At 32.5% G+C, this 6,663-nt stretch carries 5 protein-coding genes and 2 rRNA genes; all 7 read right to left on the reverse strand.

From position 1 onward, the window contains the following. Window positions 1–174 precede the first annotated feature (174 nt). Window positions 175–1,434 carry a glycine/sarcosine/betaine reductase component B subunit gene (locus T473_RS19905; protein WP_024622422.1) on the reverse strand — a complete coding sequence of 420 codons (1,260 nt, stop codon included), beginning with the start codon at window positions 1,432–1,434 and terminating at the stop codon, window positions 175–177. Window positions 1,435–1,545: 111 nt separating this feature from the next. Continuing rightward, window positions 1,546–2,271 (reverse strand): D-proline reductase (dithiol) protein PrdB, encoded by a 726-nt coding sequence (gene prdB / locus T473_RS0113780; protein ID WP_024622423.1) that lies wholly within the window; start codon window positions 2,269–2,271, stop codon window positions 1,546–1,548. Between the two features lie 25 nt (window positions 2,272–2,296). Beyond that, a complete protein-coding gene (locus T473_RS0113785; protein WP_024622424.1) occupies window positions 2,297–2,488 on the reverse strand; it encodes a CBO2463/CBO2479 domain-containing protein in 192 nt (63 codons plus the stop codon). Window positions 2,489–2,501: 13 nt separating this feature from the next. After that, window positions 2,502–4,253 (reverse strand): D-proline reductase (dithiol) proprotein PrdA, encoded by a 1,752-nt coding sequence (gene prdA / locus T473_RS0113790; protein WP_024622425.1) that lies wholly within the window; start codon window positions 4,251–4,253, stop codon window positions 2,502–2,504. A 52-nt stretch (window positions 4,254–4,305) separates the two neighbouring features. Then, window positions 4,306–5,592, reverse strand: coding sequence for a proline reductase-associated electron transfer protein PrdC (prdC, locus tag T473_RS0113795; RefSeq protein ID WP_024622426.1), 1,287 nt, complete (start codon window positions 5,590–5,592; stop codon window positions 4,306–4,308). Between the two features lie 748 nt (window positions 5,593–6,340). Beyond that, window positions 6,341–6,457, reverse strand: a 5S ribosomal RNA gene (gene rrf, locus T473_RS0113800). Between the two features lie 64 nt (window positions 6,458–6,521). Beyond that, window positions 6,522–6,663 (reverse strand): 23S ribosomal RNA (locus T473_RS0113805); the annotation flags it as partial.

The following is a 6,663-nucleotide window of genomic DNA, read 5'->3' on the forward strand; positions in this document are numbered from 1 at the left end:
ATTTTTTATTATAATATTACCAGCTAACATAACATCTATTTAAATCTTTAGTTAGTATATATATTAACACACTACGTCATTTATCTAGTTTACATTTTATCTATATCATATATGTAATATTATTTGTTCTATCTATTTTACTTTAAAAGTTCGATTTTTTTTAAATATTAAATATTAACTCATGCACTTAATGAATCCGTCTTTATACTGATTTGCACTTATAATAATTGGCATATTTCCTAAATCAATTACTGATTTACAACCTATAAAACCACATGGCTCTTTAGGTGATACTCCGGTATCATACATACAACCTAAGCCAGGAACTAACTTAACTATTATCACCTTATTTTTATTTAAATTATTTTTAATCGAAAACACTTCTTCTTTAATGCTCCACTCTTCACTTATAGATTTTAAACTCTCCCTTATTTCTTGGGTAATAATATCGCATAATCTATTTGATGCTATGATACCTTCCCTAGTTCGACCATGCCCATTTTTAAGTATCACATCGATATTAATTATTATATCCTCTTTCGATGGTGTTCCACTTCTTCCTAATTTAATACTATCTTTAAGGATCCCTTCTGATGATCCAATATTAGATGGTTGAAATCCATTTTCTTCAACTCCGGTCAATATAACTGTGACTCCTTCTATTAAATTTGTTACACCATATCCTAAGTTCCCACTGACCTTCGTTGCTACTGGTATAATATCCATTATCGAGTTATTAGGTCTATTATGTTTACCTTTATGTATTATATTGACATCAAAATCTTTAATATATTTATTATCATTAATATAAATTTCTTTAACTTTTTTATTTATAAACAATACATTTTTAATTATTTTTGTTTCTTCACCGATTTTGACTTCCGATATATTAAAACTCCTTATAGTAAGCTCTTTATAGATTTTATCAGAACTACTATCTTTGTTTAAAGTGGTATATTTTAAAGGCTCATTCCTTTTATTAATTTTCATCTTTAATATTTCTACTGCTTTAATAGCATCTAAATCTACCGCATTATTTTCTCCTACAACACATGTCTCAATACCTGACTCATTCTTATTAAAATCTATTACTGTACCTTTATCTTTTAAATCTAAAACAAATGAAGCTTGATTACCTAAAAAGCTCATACTTACTGTCTCTATGCCTTTTTTTCTTATTTTATCAATAGTTGTTAAAAAGTCTATATGACTGTTTCCCCAACTGTCTATAGATATAATTGCGCCATCGGCCCTAAGAGAGCTCGCCATGTCTGCAATTCTATCTGCTATAAAAACCTTGTCATCGTATACTTCTGGTGTACCCGCTATAATGATTCCTAACAAATCTATATTGTCATCATTATACGCTATATCAACCAGTGGATCTCTAAAGTGATGTAATGTAGTTTCCTTTGACGAGGGTCCTATTCCCACTATAAACACTCCTTTATTCTATACTTATAAAGGGGTTGTCTAAAATAAACAAGTTATTTTTTTGACAACCCCTCTCGCTATATATTTAGTTTTTTATTAAATTATATATTTTTATACATTATGTCTGTACTCATAAGGTAACATTTGCATTTGACCAAAATGATCCATTGATACAATAAGTTCTAATGAATCTTTTAGTATAGCTGTTTGCATTTCAACATTATTTGGCTCACCGGCATTTGAACCAATTGGCACATGTGCTGCCGCTATACGAGGTGCACCTTGTTGTTTTGCTATTGGTGGTAGAGCTGCTATTATTATTGTAGATATTCCTGCTTCTTCTACAGCCCTTTGAACTATAGTAGCCGAACGATGGCAAGTACCACATCCTCCTGTAAGAAGTGCTACATCAACTTTGTCTTTTTTTAGGATTTCTGCTATAGCTGGGCCAGATTCATTTCTGAATTTGTCTACGTTTCCGCCGCCTCCCATGAATCCTATAAAGTTAGTCGCTAAACTTCCTATGAACCCTTCTTTTACAAGTTCATGTAATCTATCTATTGGCAACATAGCATTTACATCTTTATTTATATCACTATTATCAAAACCTCCATGGCTACACATTAATTCAGATGCTGGAGTATCTGATGGTATCTCTCTAAAAGTATAATCTCCAGCTAAATTAAATGGAGTTTGTGATTTTATATGTATTCCTCCTGCTGTAAGAAATGCAACTTTGCATTTATTTAGTGGTTTAGTTAAAGGCGCCCAAACTGGTGGAGGTGTTACTGGTGCGTAAACCTCAGATTTCATTCCTATTGCAGTTGTTAACTTCATTTTACATTCTCCTCTCATAAATCATTTATTTAATAACTTTTGCGTAGCTTAAATATATTTCAATCTCATCACCGACAGTCAGCTTTTTTTCTGTAAAAACTGATCTTAATGGTAATATTATTATACCCATTCTTCCGTTTAGCTCTATTTTCACTCCTATGTCTGTCACATCTATTATCCTACCAGGTAAGAGTTTTGGCTTTATCTGAATATCCATTGCTACCTCCTGATTATTTGACTAATTTTTGGTTATTGTCTATAACTTCTTGACTCCATTTTCTATCAGCTTCCTCTACTTTAACCCCAGCAATTTTGTTTTTCATCATAAGAATTGCACGAGCAGCATCATCAGTAGTTATAGTGTTTTCTCCTAGTATTTCTGACTCAAATCCACCCTTATCCTTATTCACTTCAATCATAGTATCCATGTATTCATTACCAACAACAAGTTGTCCTTGATATGCAGCATAAGTTACTCCTACCACATTAACTCCCCTTTGCCCGACTTGCTTGATATTTTCTGCAAAATCTATATGGTTATTTCCAAATCCTTCTGTTGTAATTATTGCGCCATCAACATTTAAAGATCTTGCCATAGCCCCTAGTCTCTTAGCTACGAACATTTTTTCATCATTTACTTGAGGGCTACCTATAAATACTACACCTACAAGATCTAATTCTTCATCTTCAGCTAATTGTTCTAGTATTGGTTCTCTGAAATAATGGCGAGTATCTTCTTTTGAAGCTGGTCCTATACAAGTTAACGCGTGAATACCACCATCTCTAACTTCATTAGGTGATAATACTACTGGAACATTCCCAAGGTCTACATTTTGTCTTCCTCCCGGTACACCAGCTGGTTCTGTAGGAAGCATTACATTATCATGCATAGCCCCTTGACCCATTATTTCTTTAATTAGGACAACTCTAGGTCTACCATGTCTTACAACTTCTTCAAGTTTTTCTTCTTTTATTGCACTGTTTTTATCAGCTTTTTTTAATTCTTCTCTTATTTCTTGGATTATTACATCACAAGCTTTATGAGCAGCGTATGGCCCTCTTCTTTCCATACCAGTATTAGCTTCAATAATAACATGTACTCTAACCATGATATCTCCAGCATCTGGGCAACCTGGTTTACCATAAGATATTTTTTCATCTAAATACCCTTCACAAGAACCAAATTCATGAACTTGTAGTCCATTTTCATCTATGCCAGTAAGTACAAATACTACGTCATTCATTATATTTGTTATACCAGTACCTAATTCTCCTTCTACTTTAGTTGCTATAGGGATAATATCCATTATTGTATTTGAGTATTTATGTCTATCATCTGGATTTACTATATCTATTTCTAATTTCTTTGCAAGAGGATCTGCTTTTAAAGCGTCTTCGCAAAGGCTTTCTCTTATAGTCAACACTCCATTTTTATAGCTTGTTTCATTTCCGATTTTAACTTCATTTACAGCAAATTCCCTTCTTACTAGTGTACTAACTACTTCATCTTCAATCTTTTCGGTAGCTTTTATTGGAACTTGATTAATATCTGAACCACCAAAATTTAAAGAACCAGCTTGGAATTCTAAGTTAACACCATCCATATGATCGACACTTAAACGAATAAATGCTCCACCAGCTATATTTTCTTTATTAGCTACAACTTTCTCCACTTTATTACCCCCATTATCTTTATTGTTTTCTTTATCTTGTATCACATCTTCAAATTCTACTAGCTCCTCAAATAATTCTGATGTAAGCGGTGTCAAGCCATCTACATCTTTAAGAAGTTTCGCACCTAATACTTGACCAATCTTCAATACATTTTTGGGTAACTCAACTAATCCAGAATCTTCAAGATCTGGTATAACTAATGGATCCTCAAGTTCACCAGGACCTAATATTGTTCCCTTTGTTGTTCTACAACAAACAACAGCTGGATCATTCAGATGTTGTTTTGCAGCTTCCTTTGTAATAGACATAATATTCCTCCTTAGGTTTAGTATATTATTAACGGGAAAACCCGAATAAATCTTATTTTAGTCTTCTAACTAATGGGTGGCCTACTGTTCTCATAACATGATCTGTCACATGATAAACTGGTAATTTCAATTTAGGTGCAGAGCACATTACTGTATTACTACAGTCGCTACAGTTACCCATTAAAATAACTTCTGCACCCGACTTTTTAAAATTAAGTACCTTTTCAGCTTGTCCTGGACAGTTCCCAGGGTCTTCACATTTTAAAGCACCCTTAACTTCTACAGATTGTTTACATTTTTGAACCGATACAATCTCTGATCCCATATGATCTGCTATCTCTCTCATACGTTTTTCATCAGCACTACAAGCGCATATAAGTAAGCCCATTTTTCTCTGATCTCGCATAAAAGGCATAGTAACTATTATTCCACCACTAGTCTTTGTTATAGGATCATTTATTTTAGCACTTACACCTGTAAATGGCCCACCAAGAATAATCTCTCCATATTCGCTCGCAATCGTGCCAGTTCTATTTATAAGTTCATCAAGACTTGTTCCTATGGGTACATCTTTATATACTCTTGATATAGCTTCATTATTAAAATTACCTACAACTGTTATATTTTTTGATATAACAGGTTTTCTAAGCTCAATAGCTTCTGTAATTCTAGTTAGTGTTTCAACATTAATAACTACAGCGTCTGCTGCCGATGGTAATTGCGTTGGCTCTAGTAGAATATCTAAAACTGCTTTAATAACTGCTCTTTCTTCTCCAACAGGATACATATCTTGTAATTCAACTACATATATATTTTCTTCATTTATAACTTTTTTAAATGCTCTAATAGCTTCAGTATTTTTCGATTTAACGGTTAAAACGCCTTTCTTTGCGTTAGTTATCTCCATTACATACTTAAGACCTCTGTAGACCAAATCTGGAACTGTAGATAATTGTTCAATATTATGTTCTAAAAGAGGTTCACATTCTGCACCATTAATTATCACTATTCCACCCTTTAGATCAACATTCAATTTAATATGAGTCGGGAAACCAGCACCACCCATACCAACTATTCCAGCCTCCTTTATAGATTCTAAAATACTTAAACCTTCTGGAATTTTCTTATACTCTTCACTTTGAAAAATATCCGCCTCAACTACTATTGACTCATCGCTAATTTCTTTGATTTTTCCATGTACGCTTGAATGAATATTAGCCCCCAAACCATTTGGTACTGCAATTAAGCTCCCCTTTTGCACTCTCTCTCCTACACTTACAACAGGAGTATTTACTGAACCGATATGTTGTTTTAACTTAATAGGATATAGTTTATTCAAATGATCTACCTCCTTATGTTTAATATTTTTATATAAATAAATCTAATGTTAATTTTTTATTTATATTTAACATAATAGCAATTTATATGCCATATTCTATTTATTACCGTAAAAGCCTGAAAACACTGACTTACATATATTTAATATAAAAATACCAATTATTTTTTATATCCATATAGGTCAATTAATTGACAACAATTTAAAGATAATAAATTTTCCCACACAAAATAGATATATTTTTATCACTTACGCCCACTTTTTGACATTGTCTCCATATTTGACATTACAGAAAAAAAACTGTAATAATTATGGCAAAATTCGAATTTAAATTATAAAATTAATTAAAATTTTACTCGCATTACTTTTTTAAATCCATTTATAAATCTAATGGTCAGCTAATTGACAATAATAAAATAAAATCATTGGAGTTTAATATAAATAAGAACAAATAAAAAAAGTGTCAGCTAAGAGACATTTGCCTCTATACTGACACTTTTTTTAATTATTTAATATTTCAACTATAGTTAGTTAACACACAGCCCTAATGTAGAAAGCTTTTAAACTTTTAGCTCTAAATGAAATAAAGGACTAGTGGTTAAATTTCGAATGGATATGATGATGATGTGAGCTTGTAGATGTCTGGCTTGATTTCTTAGCCAGCCTACAAGCTCACAACATCGTCATCATATACGTTCGGAATTTAACCATTAACYCCTCATAATATTTAATCAAAAACTAAAAAAAGACTACGTGGCTACGTCTTACTCTCCCAGGCAGTTTCCCACCAAGTACCATCAGCGCAAGAGAGCTTAACTTCTGTGTTCGGAATGGGAACAGGTGTATCCTCTCTGCTATAGTAACCACATAATCTTTAAATTAGAGTTAGTACTCTAAAAACTACATATATAATTTAGTAAATCATCTAAAATCAGGTCAAGTCCTCGATCTATTAGTATCGATAAGCTCCATACATTGCTGCACTTCCACCTTCGACCTATCAACAGGTAGTCTTCCTGGGATCTTAACCTTGCGGTGGGAAATCTTATCTTGAAGTCGGCTTCGCGCTTAGAT

The sequence above is a fragment of the Clostridioides mangenotii TR genome (genome assembly GCF_000498755.1).
In the GTDB taxonomy this organism is placed as follows: domain Bacteria; phylum Bacillota; class Clostridia; order Peptostreptococcales; family Peptostreptococcaceae; genus Metaclostridioides; species Metaclostridioides mangenotii_A.

What these genes read in the sequence shown, in the direction of transcription:
- prdA (WP_024622425.1), bottom strand. Translation starts at nt 4,253, where the DNA reads ATGTCTATTACAAAGGAAGCTGCAAAACAACATCTGAATGATCCAGCT.
- T473_RS0113785 (WP_024622424.1), bottom strand. Translation starts at nt 2,488, where the DNA reads ATGGATATTCAGATAAAGCCAAAACTCTTACCTGGTAGGATAATAGAT.
- prdB (WP_024622423.1), bottom strand. Translation starts at nt 2,271, where the DNA reads ATGAAGTTAACAACTGCAATAGGAATGAAATCTGAGGTTTACGCACCA.